Here is a 26,870-nt window from a genome sequence, read left to right as displayed (position 1 = left end):
TCCGCGATGAACCTTTTTTATTTGTCAGTATCGGCACCTTAACCATACATCACTTATATTCAACACAAAGCCTACAAAGCAATATCCTCTTGCTCCATCTTAAACGAACATTGGATCTCGTATTGGTTGAATGAGAAAACACTTCCGCCGTGGGTCCGCTTGGTTGTGACTGTCTCATCACCAAATTGAATCGTCACTCGGGTATACACTTTTTCGTGTACCTCTACAGTGCATTCAGCAAGGTTGGTTGCAAACTCCGCTTCGAGTGTATCTAGCTGCGACTTTGTGTTTTCTATTGCGAGGTTATTCTTCTCACGTTGCTGCTCTATTTCTAGGGCTTGCTCTTCGCTTCTCTCTGCTTTCGGGCGCTTCTTAAATTCTAACTCTTGGCGAATCACACCCATGGTTTGCTCTTGAGTGTGTTTATAAGTTCCCTTCAGCTCGGCTATCTTTTGGCGGTAACCATCGTAGCGCGCAAAACCATGTACCTTAGTTGCGGTGTCTCCCTCAACACCTAAGAAGACACATTCTACTTTTCCGCCAACTTTGGCTTCACCACCGCTTAGCGTGCCGTGTTTTTTCAAACTGTCCATCACGATAAGGTTGTTACCACAGCGAATGTCATTACTCATACTGTGTACACCAAGTCGAAGGTCGTTGGCCGTTTGTAGCTCAGCATTCTGTGCGTAGCTTGCTGTGATAGAGCCTTTACTGAATACCTTACAACTTTTTGGCTCACCCTCTTTGGTCGTGTGGCCGATAATGCCTTTGGCGACTTTGATATCCCCCTGAGCTTGCACTTCGGCCGATTCGATAAAGCCACCAACCGTAACACTTCCGGTCGCCTTGACGATCATCCCCGGCTCGATGTTGCCAGAGACAAAGACATTACCTTTAAATTTAACGTGCCCAGTTGAGACATCGACGTTGCTGACACATAAGGCGTCATCCACTTCGATGGTTCGGTCTTTAATGATGGGCAATCCAGGGTGTGAGGCGAGTAGTAAATTGGGATCTTCAGGGGAGATGTAAGTGCCCTTTCCAGGCTTGATTAAACTGTCTTGTCCAGGAAGCGGTGGGATAATTCGGCCTTGAACGGTAAAGCCAGCGATGCCTTTGGTAGCGGGGGTTCGTTTCATTAAGTGATCATTTTGACCAACGGTAATGGTTTGTCCCAAGTCTCGCATATCAATCTTGCCTTCGTCTTTACTGCGAGGCTTCAATACTTGACGAGTAATATCTTCAACCAAAGCGGCAAACTTAGCGTCTTTACCTTTTACTGGTTGTGTCCCTTTAGCGGCTGGCTGAGTAAACTTTTCGCCGGGCTTAAGTTTGCTACTCATCATCAGAACTTTTCTGAGCGCTAACTTATTTATTCCTTTTGTTATTTGAGCTTGAGATAAACAATGAATGATGTCGCTGCCACGCAGTGGGTGTCCATTGTAGGGACCAGTGACCACGAGGCTCGCCAACATCTCATCATCAGACAGTTCGACCGCAACAGTGGCATTTCGAACTTCGGCAATCAAGATTCCTTCATAAGCTTCACCCTTACCTTCTTTAGCAAGAGTAACGAAACGCAACACCTCTTCTTCGAAAAGAAAATAGTTTGATGCATTCAAAGCTTCCAAGGTTGGTGGCAGCGTCTTGTTATCAAAGCTTGCGTCAACCACAGTCCCGGTTGGCAGACATGCCATTACTTGTTGCTTGTCTTCCGACAATGTAACGATGTTATCCCACATTCGAATTGAGTATCCCTAATGACTCAGTTGTTATTCAGTCTATATAATTAATTCTGCGCTGAGTATCACATTATTAGAATAATCAGCGTCACATCACTTACTTTCGATTCTGCAAACATGACTCATAAATAAGACTTACACATTTTATGATCTGCTTCGCCTTTACAAATACATAGGAAAATTTTTTCAGAATATTTCGTGCGATTGAATGTTGATTCGATGTAGGGCTAGATAGTAAAGGCGAATAGCTTTAGAAGATTAAAGGCTGTAGTGGAGAGATGAAACAGAAGTGATGTAACAGATAATCAGGGCAAAAACGGATTTGAATATGGAGCTTCAGTTTACAGTGTAAATCCAAGATTCTAATTTACACTGTAAATCTAATTTGTAGCGGTCAGTCTATTTAAATGATGGCTAGCCTATTTACACTGTAAATTTGCTAGCAAAACATCGACATCTTTACGAAACTGAATCTCTGCTTGTTTTCGACCAACAAGATTAAACTGTTCGACACAAGTCCCCCACTCTTTCTGCTGAACAACCTTTGCGATGAGTAAGTCAGAAATACCTATGTTTCGATCGTTGCTGAGTAGAATCAAGTTCAGTACGCTGAAGCTGATCGCATCATAACTGTTGCCACCGTTCACGTGATTTCTAACTAACTGAGTTTCAAACTCGCTAACAGTGTGAACACTCTTTGGCAGCAGCGCTCGTACCATATCGGTTTCAAGTGAAACCAAAGAACCTGAAACAAGAAAACAGTAGCTACGCTCGAAGTGATTTTGAACTTGGCTTATCCAGCCTTGAGAGTTTGAGTTAAGCGCCTTAACCATCAGAACCGAGTGACAGCCACTGGCCTGATCTCGCTGGTGGCCGATGTGCACAGCTTCAAATTCACTACCACGCCAAAAAGAAATCAATTCGCTGGTCGCGCCAAAACTTGTCGCGAGATAATCTGCTTGGCTGGTTTGCTGTGATAACTGAGCCAACATCCAACGGCCAATACCCAAACCTTGATGACGCGCTGAAACAGCAATGCGCATCACTCGAAGGCAACGACTGCTCGCCGCATGAGTACAGCCAAGTTGGTTTGCCAGTAATACTGGAGCAAGGTGACCTTGAGGCCTGCGTTTTCCAAGTTGAATTTGAGTAATCAACTCGCTGTCCAAACCACCCTCTTCCGTCACCAACATACAACCTAAACATTCACCTTGCTGCCAAGCGGCGTATAAACGGATTGCTGGATTGTTGAGAAACTGCATTAAGTCATTAGGCGAGGTCTGATAGTGCGCATCCACAAGAAGAGAAAAACATTGTTGTAGCTGCTCAGGATTAGCCAAACATTCTGCTTTTGATAACTCGACTAAGTTTAATTTTTTGATTGCGTCAGCAGAAAAGCCATCGAGTTCATCAACCGCCGATTCAGTGACTGATGCGTCATTACCAAGTAGAAAGCAATCAAACAACCAATCCTCTAGCGGATCTTTGTTATTCCAACGAATCGGTTGTTCGAGCTTAAAGCCTTTCCACCCCGGACGATGCTCAGAAAGCCAAGACTCAAACTTAATACCGAACCCTCGCCCACTGCCTTCGTAACCATGTACCGTGGTTGAAAAGACCATACGGTGATAGATGTCGACCATGGATTTAAGCATCGGAATTGGAATTGCAGCTGCTTCGTCAACCAATAACAGATCGCAATCAGGCTTAGATTTAAGTAATTCATCTGTTGCGACGAATCTTAAACTGCCACCTTGATGACGAATGTGAGTAGCGTTTACCACTTCGCAAGATTCCAACCCTTGGCTAGCATGGGAAAATACCGGCTCTACCGCTTTCACTGAAGGTGCGGTAACAACAATATTAAACCCGTGACGCTCAACTAACAGCTGCGCAGCGGCAATACCCAATGTCGAACTTTTACCACGCCCTCTATCCGCAGTGAGAATCAAAGGACGTTTACGGTGTCCAGACACCACTTTTTTGACTAATTCAACAGCCGTGTTTTGCTGTTCAAATTTATCCAATCCGTTTTGGGCGCTTTGCATCTGAGGAAGAACGTGAGTTGCTTGAACTACATCGCAGGCTTCATTGTGTTGTGAAACAGACATCAGTTTATCGAAATGACGTTTTAACCAACGTTGACCAAAGCTTTCACTATCTTCAGAGGCATTAACTTTTGGCGGCAACACCAACAACAGCCCACCACCAACTAACGAACCCAACGCGGCACTAAAACCATTCGCATCGAACTGCTCTCTAAAATCACAAACAAGAACCTGACACTCACGACCAAGCAGTTGTTGGCCTTTTTTTACTGGAGCATGAATCACACCTTCAAATGGCGTACCGCCAATCTGGAAGATGCTCGGACTGTGTGAGTCTTGAAGGAAAGAAAAAACAGCAGAGTTTTGCCAATCAAAATCGCCATCAAAGACCACGCCGTAACGGTGATCGTTATGCTGAGCAATATTAGAAAGTGTATGTAGAAAAGTGTTGGTTGGGTTTGTCATAGTTAGCGTCCAGATTCATCTAAACACAGTTTATCACAGCCAAATAAAAAGCCGCATAAAGCGGCTTTAGAGGAGTAATGAAAAGTCGTCGACTTAGTCGAGCTTCGATTGTACGAAGGCGAGGATTTCTTCCATTGTTGCGTCATCAACTTTCTTAAGGTTCAACGCCAAGTTTGAACCCTTGCGGCTGTATGATACGCGGCCCTTAATAAGCTCAACTTTTGGAGAAGCTTTCTTCGCTGGCGCTGGCGCCAATTCAAGAATCCAACCTTCCAATGTTTCGGTCACGTCTTTGGTTAGACGAGTTACGCCTTGTGCTTCGCTACGCTGCCATACAAAACCTTCAGAAGCATCACACTTAGTCAGCAGTGTTTGCTGCTGTTCACTCGTCAATCCACCAAACTGCTTGTGCAGTTTAACAATGGTTGGACGACCAAGGTCGCTCACATTTGGGTAAGCTTGTAGCAATTCAAGTGGTAAAGCGGCTGCTTTCAATGCACCACTCACCAAAGCTTCACTGCACTGGAACATTTTCGCCAGTGCTTTCTGGTCTTCAGCTTCGCCTTTATCTAGCTTCGCTTGCATCTCTTTGCCCTTCTCATAAAGAGAAAGCGGTTTATGAGCGTTAGCTACGTCTGATAGGAATTTAGCGTGTTCGCCGTTAATGTTTTCAGCAACATAGATTAGGAACTCTTTGTCAGCCAAAATACATGACATACGACGACGGCTACCATCAAGAACTTCAATTTTACCGTCTTTGTTCTTACGACCAACTGCTGGGTATTGCTGACCACGTTCTTTCAATGTTGTAAGAACATCAGAAAGCGCATGCTCGTTTAAGAAAGATTGCTCACGAGCATTCTCTTCAAAAACAACCGTTCGAGTTGCCACTTCAGCCGCAGGAATTCGAACCAATTCAAATGAAACCAAATCTTCGCCAGCAACAGAAAGCTCAATCACTTGAGCCTGTTCTTTTGCCGCTGTTTGCGCTTCTTGTGGTGTTGCTACGCGACGTTTGTTTGCTTTACCAAATAGCTTTGCATTTAAGTCAGATGTTTTAATTGCCATTGTTGTTATCCCTGATTAAGTGAAGGCCAGTTGCTATGTAATACGCGCTCTAATTCTAGAGCACTTTTTTGTACTGCGTCTTGAGCAACAGCTAGAGTTTTCTTACCGCCCTCAAAGTCGCTCACCGTTAGATCGAAAACCGTGCTGTAAGTGTCGGCACAGGTTTCAAAAGCACGGCTTCTTGGAATGGTTGCCATCATTACTTGGTCATTCAACAGGTAGTTCATTTCAGTCAGAACTGACACCTGTTTCTTGTTGTCGTCTTCAAACATGGTTGGCATTAGACGAACAAATTCGAGCCCTTTCCAGTCATCCGGGAACATTTCGTAAACCGTTGGTAAGTGCTGGAAGAAGTTAACCGTTGAAGCCCAATCCAAACGCTTAGCTGCACATGGAATCAGAAGTGCGTTCGACGCGTACATTGCATTCCATACTAGAGGGTCAACGTGCGGGCCGGTATCAATCATAATCACATCGAAGTCATCGGCGATTTTGTCGATAAGCTTCTCTTTTAACAGACGAACAATATCAAGTGACTGATCTTGTGAAAGGCTTTGCCACGCTTCAGCGTTAAACATCGCATCTTCTGGGAAAGCAGAAATTGTCTTCAGGTTTGGATACTGAGTTGGCAATAGTACGTTCTTACGAAGAAACTCTAGATCGACATCTTGGCCTTCAGGCACATTGTCCAACATGATATCGACGGCAGAATAGATGCTGTCGTGCTCTGCCCCACTAATTTGTGGATTTAGGAACAGACGCAAAGAGCCCTGTGGGTCCAAGTCAATCAGACAGATACGGTAGCGCTTATCCAAATTCAGAGACAAACAAGCGGCTAAGTGAACTGCTGTCATTGATTTACCCGTACCACCCTTCTGGTTTTGTACGTTGATAATCCATGGCTTATTGTCAGCGTGCTGCTTACGTTCATGGAACTTCGGCACTTCTGCCGCGTCCATCAACATGTGAGCTTCTGTCAATGAAATCGAGTAATGATTAGCGTTGTTCTTTGTGAACTGATGGCCATCAGCTTCAAGTTTAGTGATCGCTTCATCGAGCTTACGACGCGTTAAACCAGAACGAGTCTCCATCATAGCTTTAGACATTGGAGGGAAATGTTCATCACTTCGCTCTTCCAAAATAATCTCAATTCGGTCAGCCTGAACTTGTTGAGTTTGTTCGGCTAGCTGATAGAGCTTATCAATCGTTTGTTCTCTTTTCATTGCCAGTTTCCGTAATGATTAACTAAGTACAAATTGTACAGCGATTAACAACAAACACAACAAAAACATGAACATACATTTATGAGTAAAATCACATAAAATAGACCGCGTTTTTACAATTTGATGAAACATCGCCTTAGACAAACACAAAAATGACTGTTTCTATCATGTATAACCATGCTATTTCTAGTCTACATTTTAAATGTTACAGCATCACTTATTTACAATGTAAATGGAATTTCAACGAAAAACCTTCGGAACGATTGAAATACAACCGTAGATTACGGTTGGTGTGATTTGCATTCGAATTTATAGATTTTCAATCCAATAAAAATTAAAAAACACTCAATGACCAAAAAATTCAAAACAGAAGAGAAGATGGGGTGTCAAAAAACAACAGAGGATTGGAACCTAACCGGAAGAATGATCATGGAGCACATCCAGTGTAAGATAATTGATAACGCCAAATTATGAAGCATGATCAAGGCGTAAACTGAGCAATATTGATCCGAGCAACTGCACATTGAAAATGATCAACCTCCGGAAAAATGATCAAGTAAACATAGTTCCGGAAGCATGTAATTTATGAACTAAGTTACGGGCAAATGCTTTTGGAATGGGGATTCAACGCCTATAAGGGCTCAATGATTGAAAATTCAATCGACACAGACCAAGAATACACAAACATGACAATTTCATGATCATGCTTCCTAGTTAAGACCCACCCGCTCTAAATACATCAAAGCAATCCATTTCCAGCGGATACAGACTAAATTTTGCACTCAATAGGGTAGGAACGATAAAAAAGTATGCTCTCTTGATCATTGTTCCGATAGATTGGCCACCACAAGTGTCCACTTAGACAAGTCAAAAGCGACTTAGAAACCGATGTTGAATTCCGATCTGTGGATAAGCTGTATAAGTATAATGATCATGCTTTCGAACCAATAATGATCATGCTTACAATGACTTAATGATCATCGTTCTGATGTTCTGTGATCATGCTTTCTTAAGTTTAATGATCATAGTTTCGGAACCTTTATGATCATGCTTTCCAAGGTGATTTATTTTAATGCTTTAAATTCAGCCACTTATAAGCAAAGTTACGTCCAGATCATTAGATCACTTAATCATTTAAGATCATATTAATCAAAAAGATCAGTTATTTAAAAGCCAATAAATTCTCTTTATTTATGATCATTCTTTCTTTATCATTCAGGAACTATAGTGAAATTACGGTTAGTGTGATACGGATCAAAAATGAAACCAGAAGAGAAATTGTTAATTAAGGCACGAAGCCACAAAGATGGTCATTTATTTGAGGTATCTGAAACAGCCGTTGAATGGATAGAACAATATCAACACTTCAAAGGTGTCACCAAAAGCATAGTTGAGCTTCTTAACCTAATTTCACTTCGTGGGTTTAGCAGTAAAGACGGGTACGTTTCCACCACTGAGATTATTGAATCAACCGATGGTCAAGTCACTCGCGCAGCCTTACAGCAAAGGCTGAGAGCTGCAGTTAATATCGGATTGTTCAAACAAATCCCCGTTCGCTTTGAAGAAGGCCTTGCTGGTAAAACCATGTTGCATCGCTTTGTGAACCCAAACCAATTGATATCGGTGCTGGGTGCCACCAGCTTAGTGACAGAAAGCGTGAAGCAAAATGAAAAGCAAAAGCGCTCTAAAGCCCTAGCTCAAACCAAAGTAAACAAGCGCTTACTGAATGAACATGGGTTGAATACCCCACCAACGATGAAAGATGAAGCGGATCAATTCATTGTTTCGCCAACCAATTGGGCGGGGATTATTGATCAAGCGTTAGCGCCACCTAGAACTCGTAAGAGCTACCAGAAATCCATGGTTTCGATCTCTGGCACTCGCGCTGTGATCGAGACACGATCTTCTAAAAATATCATGACCGTTGACGATCTGATGACGCTATTCGCGTTATTCACTCTCACCGTTCAATATCATGATCATCACCAAGATGATTACCATCTAGACGCGAAACACACGCCAAACAAAACACCACTCTACATCACTGATATTTTGTCTTTACGTGGCAAGAAAGACAGCGGCCCTGCACGTGATTCTATCCGCGACAGTATTGATCGTATCGAATTCACGGATTTCCAACTGCACGAGCTTACAGGCCGTTGGCTTAGTGAGAACATGCCAGAAGGCTTTAAGAGTGATCGTTTCCGATTCTTAGCTAGAACCATTACCGCATCGGAAGAAGCGCCTACAGAAGGCTCTGACGGCGAAATTCGCATTAAACCGAACCTATACATCCTGGTTTGGGAGCCTTCGTTCTACGAAGAGCTGCTGACGCGTGACTATTTCTTCCTATTTCCGCCAGAAATCCTGAAGCAACATACCTTGGTCTTCCAAATGTATTCGTACTTTAGAAGCCGCATGGCACGTCGCCATTCAGATAGCATGTTGCTCAGTGAGCTCAACCAGAAATTGGCGCGTAACATCGATTGGCGTCGTTTCTCGATGGATCTGATCCGCGAGCTCAGAAAGCTGGGTGAAGTCGGGGATCAAGAAGATACCTTCCTGGTTAATCTTTGGGGTTATCACTTGACGATCACCGCGTTGATCGAAAAAGGGAAAACGACCGATTATCAGGTAGATATCAAATGTAATGTGGAAGAAGTATTACGTTACTCAAGAGCGCGTACCACTAACGCAGGTAAGCGTAATATGGCACCAACGCTGCCGAACCCACTTCGTAACGAAATGGTGTCTAAGCAGAAACTGGAAGAGCTGTCTGAGATTATCGATGGTGAGTTTGAACCCATTCAGCGTAAAGCACCGTCGCCAAGAGGCAAATTGGGACGTCGAGTTAAGCAGCGTAAACACTCTGTTGAGATCAACGCTGACGAGATCATGATTACTCTCTCTAAATATACCTCTGCAGAGGCTCTAGAACGCAGCATAACGGCTTTATCTGCTATGACAGGGCACTCACATGCCTCAATCAAAGAAGAGTGCTCAGAGCTCATTGAGAAGCTTGATTGGTTGAGAGTAGGGGAGGACGTTATCCCATACGAAACACTGAGTCGCTTGATTGAGCTATATAACGACCGAGATAGCACCAGCAATCGACATCTGTCCATTGAACGTTTGATCTCTGGTTTAGCGGTGCGTCGTAAAGTGTGTAAACAAGTTCATGAAGGTCATTTAGACGAAAACGTGTTCCTTGCGCTCGATGAAATGGCGATTGGCCACTAGTCATTATCCTATCGCGATAAGCCTGTTTTACCGTCGCTGAATGGATAGTTTTGAACACATTAGGTGCTGATTAAAATCGCACCTAACGCTGACAAAGTGATGACAAAGTAGCGCATCTAGTTGATTATTATTTATCCCGAATAGACAACCTTTGTCCTTTCTTGTGATTAATAGATTGGCTCATATTTTGTTACATCATACTGAATAGATTTTTGCGAGTTCCCAAGGGACTCGCTTTTTTTTGCCTAAAATTCAGTCAATCATTAAAATTCAATAGCTTACAGAGTTAAACGCCGAAGCATGATCAAGGCTCGATCATGCTTTCTACGGATCTAGCTCTGGTGAGATTCTGATTTGATGCTTGATCGAGAAGGGCTTGATCAGTGGAGATGGCGTTGAATAATTCCTTGATCATCGTTTCGGGGATGGGTTGCCATAAAGCGTACATGCGACTCGATCAATTTTTCAGACTCTGCTTTCCAACGTGGTTCTTGCTGTTGGTTCGTAAACTCCAAAGCCAATACACACAAGTGTTGTAGCCGCTGTGTACACCACTCTTGCAATCCTGCTTCTGATTTTGGGTCACATGACACCGCTTGCAGCTTACTGTAGGCAAACATTAGGTATTGGTAGGCTTTATCTTGATGGCTTGAGCTGTTGGCCTCCTGCGAAGCCAAGTCCGGATTCGATGAATCCGCGAGGTGGCGATAGAAAGTAAAGATTCTCAGGCAACCGTCTAGCCAACATGCGATGCCTTTGCTCTGCTCATCCGTGATCAATGGCCCCCAGAGCGCATCTGGAGGCGTTAAGATCAAAGGTTCTAACCGGTCCACTTGATCATGCTTTCGGTCTTTGTACCAATCTCCGATCCGCTCTAACCAAGTGTCTAGTTCATTCATGCAACGTTATCCCACTGTTTTACAAAGTGATTATCAGAAACTTGTTTGATTTCATGCTGTATTTCACTGCTCTGCTCTCGAATACGATCAGCGTCTATTGAATAGTTTGGCTCATTTTTGACGAGTTCGCCAAATGGCAGATCGGGATCTGGTACCGCAGAGATCAACAACTTAGTGTACGGGTGTTGTGGATTGGTCAAGATCGACTGGGTTGATCCCCACTCGACGATCTGCCCTTTGTACATCACCGCCGTCTCTTCAGCGATGTAATGTGCCGTGGCAAGGTCGTGGGTTATGTACAAAAAGCCTATGCCTAACTCTTTCTTCATTTTTTGCATCAAGTTCAACACGCCAAGTCGAATCGAAACGTCCAACATCGAGGTGGGTTCGTCAGCAAGAATAACCTCAGCGCCAACGGCCAGTGCTCTGGCTAGGTTAACCCTCTGTCTTTGGCCCCCACTGAGCTCGTGCGGGTATTTGGCTAGCGTTTCGATGGGTAACTCCACCAGCGTTAATAACTCTTTGAGGCGCTCTGTGAGAGCCTGTTTAGTGGCTACCTGTTTATGGATCTTAAGTGGGCGCGTTAAATGGTGATCAATAGTGTGAGTGGGATTGAGTGAACCAAAGGGGTCTTGAAAAACCATTTGCACACGACTGCGATAATCCAAGATATCTTTACGGCTTTTCAGAGTAGAGATGTCTCTGCCTTTGAACAGTATCTCTCCCTCTGTCGCAGGGTAAACCTTGGTCATCAATCGTGCGCAGGTGCTTTTCCCGCAGCCAGATTCTCCGGCTAAGCCGAAAATCTCGCCTTAGCCTATGTGAAAGCTAACGGATTTGATTGCATTGAAAGAGGGGAAAATGAGAGTTGGATCAAACCACATTTCTTATGGGGAATCTTTTAAATGTAATTGCAGAAAATGGCTTTGGCAAAGTTTAAATGAGGCATTTATTAATTAGCTTTGTGAAGCGTCGGAATCATCACACTTCAGTACAGAATTTCTTAACAAGCGAAAAAGCATTTGCTACAGATTACCTGTCCATTACATGGTGCTTTTCGGAGGAAAACATGTCCATTAATTCTATCAACCATGATGAAATGACAAATATTGCAAACAAGTGGGATGCTGAAGAAGAAGTATCTTTCAAACCAGAAAAGAAAATGAAGTCTGCTGAAGCTCGTCGTCGTATCGAGACTCTAAGAGAAATTAGAGAAAGCGGTTTGAGTCTGGAAGAAGCGAGGGAGCTAGGTCTTATTCACTGATAATCCCCATTGCATTTAGAAGGGTGGCACCATGCCACCCTTTGATTTATAAGCACTTCTTCATAATTCTTATCTATGCAAGATCAATAGTTTGATTCTCTTCTCTAGTTTACAGCTTCGCTATACCCTTTTTGAAATCATAGACTTAAGACTAAAAACACGCCCATGGCATACTCTTTAATCAAGTTGTTTGACAGCAATATGCAACGCCACTAATTTTAAAGTTAAAGCAAAAATATGTGATGTCGTTGGTAAGGAGAAGGCTATGTCTAATTCTGTGGCTCAAGCCAAAGAAGTGCTATTTTATGAACCTGAAGATCCAAACGGATACCTGTCAAATTTTGCAGCTTGCCCCATCAAGGTTGATGATCAAATTTGGGCAACCAGCGAACACTATTATCAAGCCATGAAGTTCTCCTGCGAAGTACTTCGCAATACTATTCTGCAAGCGAGCACACCTGCTGAAGCATTCTCTTTGAGCCGTGACTACGAAGACCAAGTTCGTGAGGATTGGTATGAGATTCGTGTTGAAGTGATGCAGTTCATCGTCACCGAGAAGTTCAGACAGAATCCGCAGTTTGCTCTCTTTCTTACCAATACCGGGGATTCTGTGATCAAAGAACATTCCCACAAAGACCATTTTTGGGGCGATGGCGGCGATGGAACCGGCGAGAACCATTTAGGCAAGATTCTGATGGCAGTACGTCAACAGCTTCGTACTCAGCAACTGCATTTGATTGCTGCACACTAATCCATTGACCTACGGTTGTTCTAAATTAAGTCGGTCAATTACGGGTAAACTGTTTTAGCCCTTAAAGACGAATCGAAAAGGCCGCCCTGTTTAGCTTGTGTGCTTAACAGGGCGGCCTTTTTAGTTTAAGAGCGAGTTAGGTATCGAAGAGAGTTAAAGTGCGTTACCGAAGCTACACGGTGATGCTTGGGTTATGAGTGATGTCGTTGTTACAAGTAACTCTGTACTATGTCGTTGAGCTGCCCATCGTCTTTCATCTGGTCTAGACGTTGGTTGATGAAGGTTTGCAGTTTAGGGTCCATCTCAGGGTCGAACGCCAAATGGATAGGGTAGTTATTAATGACTGAACCGAACTCTTGCATCTGGTAGTCATCAATACTCAGCTTCTGCTCGTTTAGGTTGTATTTGATTCGTGATTCCATTTCCACGAACACAGTATCACCAGGTGCTCGGTTCAGGACACGAAACGCAGCGGTGTAATCTTTAACTCGAATCTCGTTGAGCTTGCCTTGTTGGATGTATGGCTCTAGGTTTGGATATTCAAACCCCACCAGCAATACCACTGCTTTTCCGTCTAGATCGTCGATTGTATTGAACTCAAACGGCTTTTTACCGCTGCTGAGTAACACGTGTTTTACATTGTAAATCGGATCTTCAGACAGGTTAACAGATTGGATATTTCCCCAACTTGGACTGCCGTAGGTTACCCAGTTTGGGTTCTCTCTCGCATCGAGCTTGTCGATCATTCGGTTAAAAGGGTAGGTGTGGTAGTTGATCTCATATTGGCTGTCATCAAACACGGCTTCCACAATATCTGAAACGATTCCTCTGTGAGATGACCCGTCAGTTTCGATTTGAAAAGGTTGCGCTTGGCTCGCAATAATGTAGTAGTGAAGAGGTTCGCTTGCAGAAGCATAACTGTTTGAAAACATACTGACTATGGATGCAACGATAAGATGTTTTTTCATAACCTTCCCTAGTTATTTGATGAATGACTACTATTATACTAGTTGAGTAATTGTAGTTTGCTAGGATAACAATAATGGTAATTTGTGTATGGTGACAAAAGGAAAACGCTACGTTGGACTCTCCCGACAGTTGATCGGGATGATAATAGCGATCAGTACCTTATTCACAGTTATAGTGACAGGTCTCGGGTTGTATGTAGAGTACCAAAGTCGAGTTTCTTTTATCAGCTCTCAGATCGAGCAGGTCAAGGCTGGCTACCTTTCTGGTTTAACGGCAAGTTTGTGGGTTGAAGATCGAGAGCAATTGTTTGTGCAAGCCGAAGGCATCTCTCGCCTCCCTTCGGTCAGTTACCTTCTTATCGAAAGTCCCGATGAAAAAATTCTAGAGTTAGGTCAAAAGACCCAAGGCCAATCTTATTCTCAGTCTTGGGAAATGGTGCACCAGATGGGCGGCACAGACTTCCCGTTGGCGACGCTCACGGTGCAATCAGACTTGAGCATGATCCTAGATGACTTTGAAGAACGAGTGTTATTGTTGCTCGCCTTCGAAGCCGTTAAAATCTTCTTGTTGTCTCTCGTATGTTTAACCATCGTCTATCGTCTTGTCGTAAAACGTTTGATGACTATGTCTTCCCAAATCAACCAACAACAGGTCGAAGACAACAAACCGCGCTTTATAACGCCAACTCACTCTACTTACAAAGATGAGATATCGACTCTAGAGAGTAGCTATAACCGATCGGTAGAACGTATTCGTCAACAATATCAAGAGCTGGAAAAAGCCAAAGACGTTGCTGAGGTGGCCAACCGCAATAAAAGTGAATTTCTTGCCAATATGAGTCACGAAATCCGTACACCAATGAATGGGATTATCGGGTTGTCGTCTTTGCTCTCTGAAATGGATATGCCGAAAGAGCAAAAAGAGTACATCAACATGCTCAACACCTCTTCGCTTACGTTGCTCGACTTAATCAACGACATTCTCGATTACTCGAAGATCGAAGCGGGGCGACTAGAGCTTCAGCAAGAGCCGATGAAAATGATGGGCATTGCGGCCGACGTTGAATCAACCTTTCGAGTGAAAGCCGAACAGAAAGGGCTTCGATTCCAATTAGCGATCGACCCTAAGATCCCAACCATGGTGATTGGCGACGGTACTCAACTAAGACAAGTCCTAAATAACTTGGTCGGCAACGCGATTAAATTTACCGAGCATGGCCACGTCACGCTCTCGCTTCGTTTGGAAGAGGTGGTTGAGCCTGAGCAAAAACTCAGAGTGAGGTTCGAGGTTGTCGACAGCGGTATCGGTATTGCAGAAGACAAACAGAAATCGGTGTTCGATAAGTTTCAACAAGCCGACGGCAGTACCACACGTATTTATGGAGGCACAGGGCTTGGTCTAACAATATGCGAGAAGATAGTGACATTGATGGGCAGCAAGCTTGAACTCACCAGTGTTGAAGGTAAAGGCAGTACCTTCTATTTTACGGCTGACTTTGACCCGTGTTTAGAAGCCGATGAAAGCAATATCGATTTCAATAAGGTTTCGGTTCTGCTTGTGGATGATAGCCAGCTGAACATGCGTATAACGTCTACACAGCTTCAATCCTTTGGCGTTAAGTCTGAGTGCTGTGAAACGGCAAACCAAGCGTTAGAGTTGGTTTCAGAGTCTGTGGCTCAGTCATCACCTTATGATCTCGTTCTGATAGACAAAGTAATGCCGTCCGTTGATGGCTTTCAACTGGCGAGAAGCTTAGTTGAACGCTTTGGTAGCGAGTGTCCCAAGTTAGTGATGATCTCTGCTGACCCTAGAAAGCAAGATGAAGCTCGTGCTAAACAAGTCGGTTTTGTTGCCTACATTGCGCGTCCTTACCAAGATAATCAGCTTAAATGGACCATCAGTGAGGTACTCGCGAGAGCGGCTGATACTTCAGTCTTTACCTATCCGAACAGAGGAGAGGTTGCGTTTAAAGACAATGAACCTGTGCCGTTAAGTAAACCTGCAGCGGTTGTTAAAGATGCTCCCATTGTCTCTGTAAACGCCACACCAGCCGATAAACAAGCTCCAATTCAAGCAGAGTCAAAACCTGTCGCAGTTGCCGGAGAATTTAGTGGTACAGTTTTAGTTGTTGAAGACTCGCGAGTAAACCAACAAGTCGCCAAGATGATGCTCAAGAAGCTTGGCTTTGAGGTTGATATTGCCGACAACGGTGAAATTGGTGTCGAGAAATTCAAAGCCAACGAATACGAGATGATTTTTATGGATTGTCAGATGCCGGTTCTCGATGGCTTCGAAGCGACCAAGCAGATCCGAGCGCTCGAAGAAGGGGCTGCAAAGCATATTCCAATCATTGCGCTGACGGCCAACGTCGTGCAGCGAGACAAGCATTTGTGCTTCGATGTAGGCATGGATGAGTTTTTACCTAAACCGGTTAACCAAGGCAAACTGAGAGAGATCGTAGCGAGTTTCTTGTCGAAAGAGACGGAATCAAACAAAGAACATGAGCAGCAAATTGTTTAGTTGAGTATCTCTAATCTTACTTTCATTAAAAGAGTAATGAGGCGAATTAGACATAGTCTTTTATGCCGTTGGTTATATTTGAAGTATCGTGTGAAAGAAATGATAAAGGTGGCCTGAAAAGACCACCTTTTTTGTATGTGTCGGTTTGAACTTAATCTCTATCGATTGCGAACGCAGACCATGCTTGACGTGTCGGCATCACTTCGACTCGGTTAATGTTGATGTGATCTGGCAAGGTTGCGATATAAAACATCTGCTCGGCAATATCCTCTGCTGACAACGGTGTAGTGCCTTGGTAAAGGTTGTCTGAAGCCGTCTGGTTACCTTTAGTTCTTACAAGAGTAAATTCCGTTTCTGCAATACCAGGGGAGAGGTCAGTCACTCGTACCCCTGTGCCTTGTAAGTCACAACGTAGGTTGTAACTGAACTGCTTTACGAACGCTTTGCTGGCACCATACACATGGCTTCCTGGGTAAGGCCACTGTCCGGCGATTGACCCAACATTGATGATTGAGCTTCCTGCGCCTTTTTTAATTAACGTAGGCAACAGCGCATGAGTAACATTAACCAAGCCTGTGACATTGGTATCGATCATAGTGTGCCAGTCTTTCAAGTCCACATCAGGCGCGCCTTCTGGTGCCAAAGCTAACCCAGCATTATTGACCAATGCGGTAATCGATGAAAATTCAGCGGGTAATGAATCAATGGCTTGTTTTACGGCGTCTGCGTCTCGAACGTCGAGTTGAATTACATGCACAGGCACCGTTAATTCTTCCTTTAGGTCGAGTAGCCTTTCGATTCGACGACCAGACAGCACTAACGACCAGTTATCTTCTGCGAAACGTTTTGCTGCCGCTTTGCCGAAACCAGAGGTTGCCCCTGTAATGAACGCTATCTTATCCATAAATACATCCTTCTAATTTGAAATTAACATAAGTAGTGCCATGCCGATCAAAATCGGCGCGGTCGTTGTTTTTGCAGACAAGTTCGGTACTGATAGATACAGTTTTTGCCCCAGTACATTGCCAATCAAAGCTGCCGGTAATAGCCATAAACCTGTGATGAACGATTCTTGGTTAAATGCGCCAATCCATATGAAGCCGATCAGTGAAATCGCTGAACTCAGCAGAAAAAACACAATCGCGGTGGCTCTCTGTTCACTGGTTTTAATGGTCAGGTTCATCAAATACGTCACTAATGGCGGACCTCCTGAAGAAGCGGTGGTCATGCTAAACCCCGAAATGGCTCCCGCCCAAAACGCGTGTCGTTGGTGCAACCAAGTGAGGCGTAAGTCCAAAATAATCAGCGTGCTAGCGACCAAAGACATCATCGCGATAAAGGCCTTCAAGCCTGATTCCGATATCGTGCTAATGAAATACAGCGAGAAAGGCACCGCAACCAACATGCCAATACACAGCGGCGCAATAAGCCGGATATTGATGGTGGTTTTACTTCGCTTGAGCAGAGGAAAGGCACTTAAAAAGTCCAACAAGATAGCGATGGTTACCGCTTGCAATGGTGGAACAATAAAGCTGAGGGAAAGCGCTACGATAATCGCAAACCCAAATCCTGAATAGCCTCGAACTACTCCTGCAAACAGAATCAATGTCATCGCTAATCCTAATTCCACTCTTGCTCACCTCTTTGCTTTTGATATTGCTGCTGCGTTAATTAGCGTTCGATGAGACCTGTCTCGTCTGCCTTTCAATCTATTCACACCTAAGAGTTTTGAATAGAGCCAGATCGACGATTGGATTGGGTCAGGCAGTTTGTTGGATCGGGGATGAGACTTGGGCTGATGTACTGGCCCAATGTTTTGTTGAAACTGACACTATGACCTCCGCCCTGTTTGGGATGAAGATTATTCCATCCGATAGCGCAGCCTTTTCAATGTCGTGTTTTGTGTCTTTCATTCTCGAAGACGAGCCAAGCACGAGCGGCTGTGAATCTAGTGTTGTTAATGGAGACGATGAAATGGAAGTATCAACAGAACAGCTTGTGAACCAAGATATTATCGACCTCGACAAGAGCGTATTTCATTCTTGGTCGATTCAAGAAGCAGCGGAGCCTATCGCCATTGCGGGTGGGCAAGGATGCAAAATGTGGGACTACGAAGGTAAAGAATACCTTGATTTTAGTAGCCAACTGGTTAACACCAACATTGGTCATCAGCATCCACAAGTGATCAAAGCGATTAAAGATCAGGCTGATTCATTAGTGACCGTTGCCCCTGCGACCGCCAACCTCACTCGTGGTTTGGCGGCTAAGCGTATCTTGTCGAAAGCGCCAAGCTCGTTTAAGAAGGTGTTCTTTACCAATGCAGGGGCAGATGCCAACGAAAATGCGATTCGCATGGCGCGACAATTCACAGGGCGCGACAAGGTGCTATCTGCTTACCGTTCTTACCATGGCAATACAGGTACTGCTATTGCTGCGACGGGGGATTTTCGTCGAATTCCAAACGAGTATAGCCGTGGGCACGTTCACTTCTTCAATCCATTTCTCTATCGAAGCGAATTCAACGCGGCGACTGAGGCAGAAGAGAGTGAGCGTGCCCTGCAGCATTTAGAGCGAGTGATTGAATGCGAAGGACCAACGGCGATTGCGGCGATTATCCTAGAGACGATTCCGGGAACGGCTGGTTTTCTCATTCCGCCCAAAGATTACCTTATCGGCGTGCGTGAGCTGGCAACCAAACATGGCATTCAGTTGATATTCGATGAAGTCATGGTCGGCTTTGGCCGCACGGGTAAGTGGTTTGCGTTTGAGCACTTTAATGTAGTGCCGGATCTGATTACTTTCGCGAAAGGGGTGAACTCGGGTTATGTGCCGGCTGGTGGCGTGGTGGTCAGCGAACCGATCGTTGAGTACTTTAAGTCAAACTTCTTTATGGGCGGCTTAACGTACTCTGGTCACCCTTTGGCGATGGCTTCTATCGTTGCAACGCTCGATGTGATGGAGCAAGAGGGCATTGTCACACACGCTGATAACGTCGGTAACAGCGTTTTAGGGCCGCTCCTACTGAGCCTTCAAGAGTTGCACCCTATGATTGGTGATGTGCGTGGTAAAGGGATGTTTTGGGCGGTTGAGCTGGTGGAAGATCGTGAAAGCAAGTCTCCATTGAGCAATGATAAAATGGGTCAATTGAAAGCGGAACTAACCAAGAGAGGTTTGTTAACCTTCATTGTGAATAACCGTATTCACGTTGCGCCACCTTTGGTTATTCAGCCAAGCGATATAAAGAAAGGCGTTAAGATCATTGATGAAGTGTTGTTTGAACTCGCTTCTTAATTCTTCAAAAGATAGCTAACACAGCAACCAAGGCACTTTGGTAAAGAATTCCCCGTTCTTTTCAACGTGCCAAACCTAACCTTCAGAAACGACAAAAGAGCATCGATTGATGCTCTTTTTACGTTCTTTCACTAAATCAGTCTGGTCAAACTGCTCTTAAGTGATGCTAGATCTTCATCACCTCTGACAGCTCTTTGATACCGGGTGCGATCAGATCTTTGTCGATGGCGTGAAAGCCCAATCGAAAATAGGAATTGGGGTCATATTCTGACAATGCTTCACAGCCCGATTCCGTTTCGGTATTCGTCATAAAGTGTGAATAGCCTGTCTCAATCAATATGCCCTTTTGGGCGGCTCGTGAAGCTAAACGCTGGCTATTGATGTGGCTGGGCGTTTGTAGCCACAGAGAGTTGGCCTGCTCGCTTTGAGCCAGTCGCTTGCAGTCAGGTAAGTACTTCAAGACAGCATCGTTGATCAGCTTCCAGCGCTGGCGAGTGTTTTCTCTAAAGCGCCTCACAAAGCTGTCGTAGTAGCCTTGTTCAATAAAGTGCGCTACTTCCATCTGAACACGGCTTGGCGCATGTCGGTACATCAAGCGACGCAGTATTCTAAGGTCGTAGATTAACTCTTCAGGTGCCACGATGTAGCCTAACCTCAAGCCGGGTGCCAGTAGCTTAGAGAAGCTGCTGACGTAGATGACTCTCCCTTCCTTGTCATTGGCTTTTAGCGCGGGTTTAGGATTCCACTCCACGTTGCACTCGGCGTCATAGTCATCTTCGATAATTACCGCGTCATTGGCTTTGGCCATTTCAAGTAACTGAGTTCGACGCTCATCACTCATGGTGACGCCGGTTGGAGCTTGATGGCTAGGCGTGACATAGAAGTGATCACACAGTGAAGAGTGCTCATTGAATCTCAATCCTTGTTCATCCACTTGATGCGGGTGTAACTGCGCGCCAGAGAGATTGAAGATGTGATTCGCTTCTTTGTAGCCGGGGTTCTCGACTCCGACTCGACTCTGATGGTTCATGAGCAAAGTCGAAATCAAATACAGCGCATTCTGCGAACCTAAGGTTATGAGGATCTCATCACTTTGGGCATGAATACCGCGCTGTGGGAGCACCCTTGTGCGTATCTGTTCGACCAGCATGTCGACGTCTTTATCGACCTTGTCGCAAAGCCAGCGGTGATCATGTGGGTCTGAGGTGACCTTTCTTGTCGCTTCTCGCCATTGAGCTAATGGGAAGTCATTGATAGAGGGTTGGCCAAAAATAAATGGGTATTGGTAACAACTCCAATGCGAGGGTTTGACGATGCGTGGGTATTGGCCCAATTGCAGCTTAACGCGTTTGCTCCAATCCGGTGCATTGTCGCTGTCGGCTGATTCAAAATGATCCAAACTCGCGTCGATAGTATCACTCGGGTTTTCATACTTTTCTGAAAGGTAATAACCACTGCGAGGCTTACTGATGAGGTAGCCATCGTCGAGCAAACTGTCGTACACCAAGGAGACAGTATTGCGTGAAACACCCAATTGGCTAGACAGCTTACGACAAGACGGAAGCGCTTGTTCAGCCGGAAAAATACCATTCAATATCGCCGTCACCAAATAGCTACGTACTTGTTCTTGCAGGCTTCTTTTGGAATCAAACTCGATGAAACAATTGTGATTTATCGCCATGAGATACAGTCCTTATTCTCAGTGAACCTCAGTCCAATTTGTATAAAAGAGCAAGAAATGCGCCAGAGTTCATATTGATGTTTTAAGAGTGTGTTTTGCTCTCTCTCAACCCCGAAAATTACGTTGTCCCAAACTAGAAAATCGTTCTGTCCCAACCTGAAAATTAAATTGGCTCTACGTCTCCGATGCATTCCGTTCATAAAGTAAAGGCAGGCAAATAATCTCGATAAGGAAAGCGTATGAAACAGGGAATGACGATGAAGGCATGGGTTTCAACAGCGGCAGCGACAGTTGTACTGGGTTGTTTTGGAGTCGCACAAGCATCGGAGCTTGCAGCCATCGAAAAGCAAGGCTTCATGAAAGTGGCGACAGAAGACAACTACTCTCCATTCAACTATATCGACCGCGGTAAGCCTGCGGGGATTAACAAAGATTTGCTTGATGAGTTACGTGAATATTCGAAGTTCGATATCGAACAAGAGATCTTACCTTGGACAGGACTACTCGCTTCGGTATCTGCGGGTCAATATGATGTGGCGTTAACTGGCGCGATCATTACCGATGCTCGCTTGAAGGCCTTTGATTTCACTCCACCTATCGCTTCAGCGCAGCATTACTTCTTAACCAGAGCTGACGCGGAAGATATTAATACGGTAGCCGATTTAGATGGAAAAACAGTGGGCTTACAAGCGGGCAGTGCTTTGCTAGAAAGGCTTCCAGAGCTCGAAGTGATGCTCGAAGCACAAGGCAAATCTTTGGGTAAAGTGGTGCAGTATCAATCCTACCCAGAAGCGTATTCCGACTTGGCAATCGGCCGAATAGACTATGTGATCAACAGTGTGGTTTCAGTTAACGAGGTAGTGAAGTCGAAGTCAAAGGTATTCAAAAAAGGCGAAGCAGTCTCTGGCCCAGGTTTCGTTAGCTGGCCAGTTCCTAAAGATAATCCTGAGCTTTTGGCTTACCTAACGGAATTCTTCCTACACCTTGAGCAAACAGGAAAAATGGCAGAGTTGCAGAAGAAGTGGTTCGGTGAATCGTTCGACCAACTCCCTTCAGAAGCCATCACTTCGGTTGAGCAGTATCACAAGCTAACAGCCGTTCAATAGATGAATAAGCATGCGCCGACACAAACAGTTAGCGGCTGTTTGTGTCCATGCCAATGGGTTCAAAGCGGTTTAACCCATGAGTCTTTGGCGCACAATCTATCGAAAGAAGTCGCTGATCAAAGAGGTCGTTTATGGATTATTACGCTTGGGAACAGTTACTACAGGGCACGTGGGCAACGGCATGGATATCGGCAGTATCGATTGTATTAGGTGTCGTCATCGGCTTAATGATTGCCTTGGTTAGAATGATGAAAATCCCGTTTGTGGATCAAATGTTGGGCATTTATGTTAGTTGGGCACGAGCAACGCCTTTGGTTACGTTGGCTCTGTTTATTTTCCTTTCTTTTCCGTCATTTGGCATCAATTTAGATAAACACGTTTCTGCCATTTTAGCTCTCACACTCAATACATCGGCATTCAATGCAGAGATTTGGCGCAACGCCTTTCTTAACTTTTCAAAAGGGCAAATGGAAGCGGCTGAAGCCATTGGTATGAGACGCATCACTTACTTTCGCCGCATCATGTTCCCGCAAATGGTGATCATGAGCCTACCAGCGCTAGTCAATGAGATGTCGTTCTTAATCAAAGGCAGCCCAGCGATTGCGGTGATCGGCATCGTCGACCTAACTCGTGTCACCAATCGAATCTCTGCGGTTACCTATGAACCACTTGGGCCGATTCTATGTGCCGGTGCCATTTACATGTTGATTATTGGCGTGTTGGTGAAGTTGCAAGCGGTGGCTGAAAACCGAGCTACTTATCTGCAGTAGTAAGTGTGGCTATCAGTAATCTACCTCAGTCACAGCTATCAACAACAACCACAGTTTAGCCGTCATGGCTACTTGGTCAGAAACACCATTTACCTGCTTGTGATGCGTTATTGAGCGGGTAAGTTTAAGGAGTAAATATGGAAGAATGGAATATTATCTGGCAACAAAAAGAGCTGTTTGCTTCAGGGTTTGTGACCACATTTTATCTTTTTGTTTCGTCTTCAATCTTGAGTTTCGTCATCGGTATTGGTTTATTGTATTGCCTCGAAAACTCAAAACTTGGTGTGAAGTACACCATCAATAGTTTGATAGGCATGATGCGCACCTTGCCGTTTCTTATCTTAGCGTACCTGCTCTATTACGGGTTGCCGCAGGTTGGTATTCGACTCGATGCGATTACAGCGGGAATCATCGCGCTAAGTCTCTATCACGGTACCTATTTTTGTGAGATTTTCCGAGGTGTTCGTAAAGGATTAGAGCCAGGTTACATCGAAGCGGCGCACGCTTATGGCTTCTCTAAATTCAAAACATTTACCCGAGTTATTACCCCAAATGTGTTGTTTAAGTCGGTTCCACTGATCACGAACCAACTCATCATCTGCTTAAAAGACACTGCGTTTCTTAGCATCATCACCGTCGCAGAAATTACCGCGGCCGCCAACAGCATTCAATCAACGTACTTCATCCCATTGAATGCGTTCATCATTGCTATCGCGCTCTACTGGGCCGTGAGTATTGCACTTGAAACCATCACCAAACGAATCCAAACCAAAGTTGAACTTAGAGGGCTTAGCCATGCTTAAACAATCAGAGATTATTGAAACGGAAGCACCGATTAACCCTTCTTTGGGCGTGAATTTGGAAGTGATTGAGTGCGAACCACTATTGGAAGAACGAGAGACGATCATTAAGGTTGAAAACCTGTCGAAACAGTTTGATGGCATCGAAGTACTGCGAGACATCAATCTCAACATCAACAAAGGCGATGTGGTGAGTATTCTCGGTTCGTCTGGGTCGGGGAAATCGACGCTATTACGTTGCATGAATTGGCTAGAACAGCCAGAGCGCGGCACGATTTTTATGGGTGATGAGCGTATTGGTATCAACTCTGAAACGGGTAAACCACTCAAATATAAAGAGCTGGCGAAACTCAGAGAGCGCCTTGGTATGGTTTTCCAAAGCTTCAACTTGTGGCCGCATTTGACCGTGTTGCAAAACGTTATGGAAGCGCTCGTTCACGTTAAGAAGATAGCGAAATCAGACGCCGAAGAGATGGCACGTAAGCAACTCGATAAGGTTGGTATGTCGCACAAACTAGAGAACTACCCAAGCATGTTATCGGGTGGGCAAAAGCAACGTGTCGCTATTGCCAGAGCTCTCGCGATGGAGCCGGATGTGTTGCTGTTTGATGAACCAACGTCAGCACTCGATCCTGAATTGGTCGAAGAGGTGTTACTGGTAATGAAGAAGCTATCGCAAGAGGGTTACACCATGGTGGTGGTGACTCATGAGATGGAATTCGCGCGTCAGGTGTCGGATCAGGTGGTATTCCTTGAGAAGGGCATCTTGATTGAGAAATCCAACCCTGAGAAGTTCTTCACTAACCCAGATTCAACAAGGGTAAGGAAGTTCCTCAAGCTTGATTCATGAGCTAGATGATTCGCGCACCTTAATGTTTGATTGTTAAAAAACTCCGACTGAATCAGTCGGAGTTTTTGTATTTGTGTTGCTACCGCATTAAGAGGATGTGGTACTAGCCAATGCTATCAATGTGGATCACTACTGAGTCTGGTCGCCAGTATTCCAGTTCGCAGTCCATCAACTCGCCATCTTGCTTGTAGTTCACACGGCAGATCTTCAGCACCGGTTGACCCTCAGCCAAATTTAGCGCCTTAGCGACATAGGCTGGGGCTGAAGTGGGAATTACATCAAAACGCGAGCGTTGGGTCTCGTAGCCGTATTTTTCTCGGTAGATGCCTGTTAGTGACATGGTGAGGTTTTCCGACAAGACACCATCAAATAAGGGCGCTTTTAAGACGTTTTCAACAAACAGCACCGCTCTGCCATCAATAAAGCGTAATCGCTCAATCACGTGTATCGGGGTTATCTGTTCTATTTCTAATGCTTTGGCGTAATCGCCTGCGGCCATTTCTGTGCGGGTGCTCAGCAACTTGGTTTCTGCAATACGATGTTGTTCGCGAATCATTTGATGAAAGTGAGAGCGAGACAGCGGGTTGTAGCGAACACGTTCGGGTGATACATACCAGCCTCGGCGCTCTTCTCTGTATATCAAACCTTCGGTTTCCAGAGACACCAACGCATCTTTGAGCGTGATTCGTGTGGTGGAAAACAGTTCGCTAAGGTTTCTTTCTGATGGCAGTTTTTGCCCTTCAATGAAGATACCTGATTGAAGCTGCTCTCGAATACTCGCCTTAATTCTTCCTAACTGTGTCCCTGATTGTCCGGTGCCCAATGTTCTCATTACTGATCTAGTCCATAAGTTCGTGTGCTTAATAAGGTAAACCATGGAGTTAACAGGAATGTGACAGTAAACAATGGCTTATTGTCATATGAGTGAAATATAACTGCCACGTAAATGCACTCGAACTGTCAAATAACTTGCGGCAAACCGTCACATTCCGGCTATAGCATACAAAACGAACTTACTGACCTAGTCCAGAAGGATAGAGACAATGAAAACTTTGCTTAGCCGTTCAACTGTATCGCCAGCCAAACTTATGGGTTCATCTACAAAGCTAATAGGCACAACCGCTAAATTGATTGGTGTAACAGGACTTACGGCAACACTTTCAATGCCAGCGATGGCGAAGGATGCTGATCTTGAGTCACTGATTGAAGCCGCTCAAAAAGAGGGTGCAGTTTACAGTGTGGGTATGCCAGACAGTTGGGCAAACTGGAAAGGCACATGGACTGACCTGAAAGCAAACTACGGTTTGAAGCATCAGGATACCGATATGAGCTCGGCGCAAGAGATCTCGAAATTTGAAGCAGAGAAGAAAAACGCAACCGCTGATATTGGTGATGTGGGTTTCGCATTCGCACGTGTGGCTGTAAAGAAAAACGTCACTCAGCCATACAAACCAACTACTTGGAATGACATTCCAGACTGGGCAAAAGACAAAGATGGTCATTGGGCTCTGGCTTACACAGGTACTATCTCGTTCATTTCAAACAACAACCTTGTTGAAGATGCCCCAAAATCTTGGAGTGACCTACTAGAAGGCGACTACAAAGTCACAGTCGGTGATGTAGGTGTAGCAGCACAAGCAAACAACGCAATTCTAGCGGCAGCATTTGCTAATGGCGGTGACGAGTCAAACCTAAAACCGGCGATTAAATTCTTTGGTGAGCTAGCGAAGCAAGGCCGTCTGTCTTACACCGACCCAAGCATCGCGAATCTTGAAAAAGGCGAAGTGGAAGTGGCAATCATGTGGGACTTCAACGCACTGAACTACCGCGATAAGATCGACCGTGAGCGCTTTACCGTCAGCATTCCACAAGATGGCTCAGTGATTTCTGGTTACACCACCATCATTAACAAATACGCACAAAACCCGAACGCGGCGAAGTTGGCTCGTGAATACATCTTCAGCGACCAAGGCCAAATCAACCTAGCAGAAGGTTACGCGCGCCCAATCCGTAGCAGCGTTACGCTACCTCAATCAGTACAAGACAAGCTGATCTCAAACGATGAATACAGCAACGTTCACCCAGTGACTGACTTCTCAGCATGGGAAAAATCAGCACGTCGCCTGCCACGTCAATGGCAAGAAAGCGTATTGATTCACCAGCAATAACCCCGCTTAACACAC

The 26,870-nt window shown here is 44.9% G+C and carries 20 protein-coding genes and 1 pseudogene; 10 read left to right on the top strand and 11 right to left on the bottom strand.

Going from position 1 to position 26,870, the window contains the following annotated elements; genetic code table 11:
* Window positions 1–71 precede the first annotated feature (71 nt).
* From AB4329_RS09650 to AB4329_RS09635, 4 genes are all read right to left on the bottom strand, one after another.
* Window positions 72–1,742, bottom strand: a complete 1,671-nt coding sequence (locus tag AB4329_RS09650; RefSeq protein ID WP_137001610.1) for a DUF342 domain-containing protein — start codon at window positions 1,740–1,742, stop codon at window positions 72–74.
* Window positions 1,743–2,161: 419 nt separating this feature from the next.
* Window positions 2,162–4,255 (bottom strand): GNAT family N-acetyltransferase, encoded by a 2,094-nt coding sequence (locus tag AB4329_RS09645; RefSeq protein ID WP_372138157.1) that lies wholly within the window; start codon window positions 4,253–4,255, stop codon window positions 2,162–2,164.
* A 93-nt stretch (window positions 4,256–4,348) separates the two neighbouring features.
* Window positions 4,349–5,323, bottom strand: coding sequence for a ParB/RepB/Spo0J family partition protein (locus tag AB4329_RS09640; protein ID WP_017061212.1), 975 nt, complete (start codon window positions 5,321–5,323; stop codon window positions 4,349–4,351).
* 5 nt (window positions 5,324–5,328) lie between these two features.
* On the bottom strand, window positions 5,329–6,546 hold the full coding sequence (locus AB4329_RS09635; protein ID WP_017061213.1) for a ParA family protein: 1,218 nt from the start codon (window positions 6,544–6,546) through the stop codon (window positions 5,329–5,331).
* A 1,260-nt stretch (window positions 6,547–7,806) separates the two neighbouring features.
* Between AB4329_RS09635 and AB4329_RS09630 the strand changes: the two genes are divergently transcribed.
* Complete coding sequence (locus tag AB4329_RS09630; RefSeq protein ID WP_017071247.1) at window positions 7,807–9,786, top strand: replication initiator protein RctB domain-containing protein; 1,980 nt, start codon at window positions 7,807–7,809, stop codon at window positions 9,784–9,786.
* A 380-nt stretch (window positions 9,787–10,166) separates the two neighbouring features.
* Here AB4329_RS09630 and AB4329_RS09625 read toward each other — a convergent pair whose 3' ends face one another.
* Both AB4329_RS09625 and AB4329_RS09620 read right to left on the bottom strand, forming a co-directional pair.
* A complete protein-coding gene (locus AB4329_RS09625; RefSeq protein ID WP_102320933.1) occupies window positions 10,167–10,685 on the bottom strand; it encodes a transcriptional regulator in 519 nt (172 codons plus the stop codon).
* Window positions 10,682–11,536, bottom strand: a pseudogene (locus AB4329_RS09620) (ABC transporter ATP-binding protein); the annotation flags it as partial. The pseudogene AB4329_RS09620 and the gene AB4329_RS09625, both read right to left, overlap by 4 nt.
* Before the next feature lie 218 nt (window positions 11,537–11,754).
* On the opposite strand from AB4329_RS09620, the gene AB4329_RS09615 reads away from it, so the two are divergent.
* Both AB4329_RS09615 and AB4329_RS09610 read left to right on the top strand, forming a co-directional pair.
* Window positions 11,755–11,949, top strand: a complete 195-nt coding sequence (locus tag AB4329_RS09615) for a hypothetical protein (RefSeq protein WP_017061218.1) — start codon at window positions 11,755–11,757, stop codon at window positions 11,947–11,949.
* A gap of 190 nt (window positions 11,950–12,139) precedes the next feature.
* Complete coding sequence (locus tag AB4329_RS09610; RefSeq protein ID WP_261886730.1) at window positions 12,140–12,700, top strand: NADAR family protein; 561 nt, start codon at window positions 12,140–12,142, stop codon at window positions 12,698–12,700.
* Window positions 12,701–12,909: 209 nt separating this feature from the next.
* Here the strand turns inward: AB4329_RS09610 and AB4329_RS09605 are convergent, their stop codons facing one another.
* On the bottom strand, window positions 12,910–13,668 hold the full coding sequence (locus AB4329_RS09605) for a substrate-binding periplasmic protein (protein ID WP_372138155.1): 759 nt from the start codon (window positions 13,666–13,668) through the stop codon (window positions 12,910–12,912).
* An 88-nt stretch (window positions 13,669–13,756) separates the two neighbouring features.
* Here AB4329_RS09605 and AB4329_RS09600 point away from each other — a divergent pair, with 88 nt between their 5' ends.
* Window positions 13,757–16,189, top strand: coding sequence for a response regulator (locus AB4329_RS09600; RefSeq protein WP_372138153.1), 2,433 nt, complete (start codon window positions 13,757–13,759; stop codon window positions 16,187–16,189).
* Window positions 16,190–16,340: 151 nt separating this feature from the next.
* Here the strand turns inward: AB4329_RS09600 and AB4329_RS09595 are convergent, their stop codons facing one another.
* Window positions 16,341–17,093, bottom strand: a complete 753-nt coding sequence (locus tag AB4329_RS09595; RefSeq protein WP_017061222.1) for an SDR family NAD(P)-dependent oxidoreductase — start codon at window positions 17,091–17,093, stop codon at window positions 16,341–16,343.
* Window positions 17,094–17,105: 12 nt separating this feature from the next.
* The gene (locus AB4329_RS09590) at window positions 17,106–17,801 is read right to left on the bottom strand and encodes a sulfite exporter TauE/SafE family protein (RefSeq protein WP_017066352.1); all 696 of its coding nucleotides are present in this window, start codon (window positions 17,799–17,801) and stop codon (window positions 17,106–17,108) included.
* A gap of 362 nt (window positions 17,802–18,163) precedes the next feature.
* Between AB4329_RS09590 and AB4329_RS09585 the strand changes: the two genes are divergently transcribed.
* On the top strand, window positions 18,164–19,480 hold the full coding sequence (locus tag AB4329_RS09585; protein WP_372138160.1) for an aspartate aminotransferase family protein: 1,317 nt from the start codon (window positions 18,164–18,166) through the stop codon (window positions 19,478–19,480).
* 166 nt (window positions 19,481–19,646) lie between these two features.
* Here AB4329_RS09585 and AB4329_RS09580 read toward each other — a convergent pair whose 3' ends face one another.
* Window positions 19,647–21,161, bottom strand: a complete 1,515-nt coding sequence (locus AB4329_RS09580; protein WP_017066354.1) for a PLP-dependent aminotransferase family protein — start codon at window positions 21,159–21,161, stop codon at window positions 19,647–19,649.
* A gap of 239 nt (window positions 21,162–21,400) precedes the next feature.
* Here AB4329_RS09580 and AB4329_RS09575 point away from each other — a divergent pair, with 239 nt between their 5' ends.
* From AB4329_RS09575 to AB4329_RS09560, 4 genes are all read left to right on the top strand, one after another.
* Window positions 21,401–22,267 carry a transporter substrate-binding domain-containing protein gene (locus tag AB4329_RS09575; protein WP_065584482.1) on the top strand — a complete coding sequence of 289 codons (867 nt, stop codon included), beginning with the start codon at window positions 21,401–21,403 and terminating at the stop codon, window positions 22,265–22,267.
* A gap of 131 nt (window positions 22,268–22,398) precedes the next feature.
* Entirely contained in the window at window positions 22,399–23,037 is a 639-nt protein-coding gene (locus AB4329_RS09570) for an amino acid ABC transporter permease (protein WP_372138151.1), read from the top strand.
* Between the two features lie 137 nt (window positions 23,038–23,174).
* Window positions 23,175–23,840 carry an amino acid ABC transporter permease gene (locus tag AB4329_RS09565; protein WP_372135649.1) on the top strand — a complete coding sequence of 222 codons (666 nt, stop codon included), beginning with the start codon at window positions 23,175–23,177 and terminating at the stop codon, window positions 23,838–23,840.
* Window positions 23,833–24,687, top strand: coding sequence for an amino acid ABC transporter ATP-binding protein (locus AB4329_RS09560; protein ID WP_372057682.1), 855 nt, complete (start codon window positions 23,833–23,835; stop codon window positions 24,685–24,687). Before AB4329_RS09565 ends, AB4329_RS09560 begins: the two co-directional genes overlap by 8 nt.
* A gap of 103 nt (window positions 24,688–24,790) precedes the next feature.
* Here the strand turns inward: AB4329_RS09560 and AB4329_RS09555 are convergent, their stop codons facing one another.
* Window positions 24,791–25,519, bottom strand: coding sequence for a UTRA domain-containing protein (locus AB4329_RS09555; protein ID WP_372138149.1), 729 nt, complete (start codon window positions 25,517–25,519; stop codon window positions 24,791–24,793).
* A 211-nt stretch (window positions 25,520–25,730) separates the two neighbouring features.
* Between AB4329_RS09555 and AB4329_RS09550 the strand changes: the two genes are divergently transcribed.
* Window positions 25,731–26,855 carry an ABC transporter substrate-binding protein gene (locus tag AB4329_RS09550; protein ID WP_372138147.1) on the top strand — a complete coding sequence of 375 codons (1,125 nt, stop codon included), beginning with the start codon at window positions 25,731–25,733 and terminating at the stop codon, window positions 26,853–26,855.
* Window positions 26,856–26,870: the final 15 nt, after the last annotated feature.

This window comes from Vibrio sp. 10N.261.54.A5, assembly GCF_041471145.1.
Lineage (GTDB): Bacteria > Pseudomonadota > Gammaproteobacteria > Enterobacterales > Vibrionaceae > Vibrio > Vibrio crassostreae_C.
This window is presented reverse-complemented; position numbering and strand designations above follow the sequence as displayed.

Coding starts and splice junctions, on each gene's coding strand:
- AB4329_RS09600 (WP_372138153.1), top strand. CDS start 13,757: ATGGTGACAAAAGGAAAACGCTACGTTGGACTCTCCCGACAGTTGATC.
- AB4329_RS09615 (WP_017061218.1), top strand. CDS start 11,755: ATGTCCATTAATTCTATCAACCATGATGAAATGACAAATATTGCAAAC.
- AB4329_RS09650 (WP_137001610.1), bottom strand. CDS start 1,742: ATGTGGGATAACATCGTTACATTGTCGGAAGACAAGCAACAAGTAATG.
- AB4329_RS09570 (WP_372138151.1), top strand. CDS start 22,399: ATGGATTATTACGCTTGGGAACAGTTACTACAGGGCACGTGGGCAACG.
- AB4329_RS09630 (WP_017071247.1), top strand. CDS start 7,807: ATGAAACCAGAAGAGAAATTGTTAATTAAGGCACGAAGCCACAAAGAT.
- AB4329_RS09550 (WP_372138147.1), top strand. CDS start 25,731: ATGAAAACTTTGCTTAGCCGTTCAACTGTATCGCCAGCCAAACTTATG.
- AB4329_RS09585 (WP_372138160.1), top strand. CDS start 18,164: ATGGAAGTATCAACAGAACAGCTTGTGAACCAAGATATTATCGACCTC.
- AB4329_RS09635 (WP_017061213.1), bottom strand. CDS start 6,546: ATGAAAAGAGAACAAACGATTGATAAGCTCTATCAGCTAGCCGAACAA.
- AB4329_RS09645 (WP_372138157.1), bottom strand. CDS start 4,255: ATGACAAACCCAACCAACACTTTTCTACATACACTTTCTAATATTGCT.
- AB4329_RS09560 (WP_372057682.1), top strand. CDS start 23,833: ATGCTTAAACAATCAGAGATTATTGAAACGGAAGCACCGATTAACCCT.
- AB4329_RS09625 (WP_102320933.1), bottom strand. CDS start 10,685: ATGAATGAACTAGACACTTGGTTAGAGCGGATCGGAGATTGGTACAAA.
- AB4329_RS09595 (WP_017061222.1), bottom strand. CDS start 17,093: ATGGATAAGATAGCGTTCATTACAGGGGCAACCTCTGGTTTCGGCAAA.
- AB4329_RS09590 (WP_017066352.1), bottom strand. CDS start 17,801: ATGACATTGATTCTGTTTGCAGGAGTAGTTCGAGGCTATTCAGGATTT.
- AB4329_RS09605 (WP_372138155.1), bottom strand. CDS start 13,668: ATGAAAAAACATCTTATCGTTGCATCCATAGTCAGTATGTTTTCAAAC.
- AB4329_RS09555 (WP_372138149.1), bottom strand. CDS start 25,519: ATGAGAACATTGGGCACCGGACAATCAGGGACACAGTTAGGAAGAATT.
- AB4329_RS09575 (WP_065584482.1), top strand. CDS start 21,401: ATGAAACAGGGAATGACGATGAAGGCATGGGTTTCAACAGCGGCAGCG.
- AB4329_RS09580 (WP_017066354.1), bottom strand. CDS start 21,161: ATGGCGATAAATCACAATTGTTTCATCGAGTTTGATTCCAAAAGAAGC.
- AB4329_RS09640 (WP_017061212.1), bottom strand. CDS start 5,323: ATGGCAATTAAAACATCTGACTTAAATGCAAAGCTATTTGGTAAAGCA.
- AB4329_RS09565 (WP_372135649.1), top strand. CDS start 23,175: ATGGAAGAATGGAATATTATCTGGCAACAAAAAGAGCTGTTTGCTTCA.